This is a genomic window from Neobacillus sp. DZ-9 (assembly GCF_059587065.1).
Map to the genome: position 1 here is coordinate 2,856 of NZ_JCAIOL010000021.1, position 327 is coordinate 3,182.

The 327-nt window shown below is 45.3% G+C and carries 1 protein-coding gene; it reads left to right on the plus strand.

Going from position 1 to position 327, the window contains the following annotated elements; translation table 11 throughout:
* Positions 1 to 327: Kae1-like domain-containing protein (locus AC59HZ_RS29955; protein WP_496549364.1), on the plus strand; the 327-nt coding region annotated here is incomplete at both ends.

Genomic DNA, 327 nt, shown 5'->3' on the forward strand with positions numbered 1-327 from the left:
CGTTTGGCACATGAGGGAAGCCCAACGATTGATTTACCACGTGCATGGCTTGAGGAAGGGTCTTATGACTTTAGCTTCAGCGGGTTAAAATCGGCAGTTATCAATACTGTCCACAATGCTGAACAGCGCGGTGAGACGATCGCACCTGAGGATCTTGCTGCCAGCTTTCAAGAAAGTGTTATTGAAGTGCTTGTGAAAAAAACAGAAAGAGCAGTAGCTGAATATGGAGTGAAACAGCTATTGGTCGCTGGCGGTGTAGCTGCAAACAAAGGTCTAAGAAGTGCATTAGAAAAGACTTTTTCAGAACTGGCTGAAGTGGAATTAGTG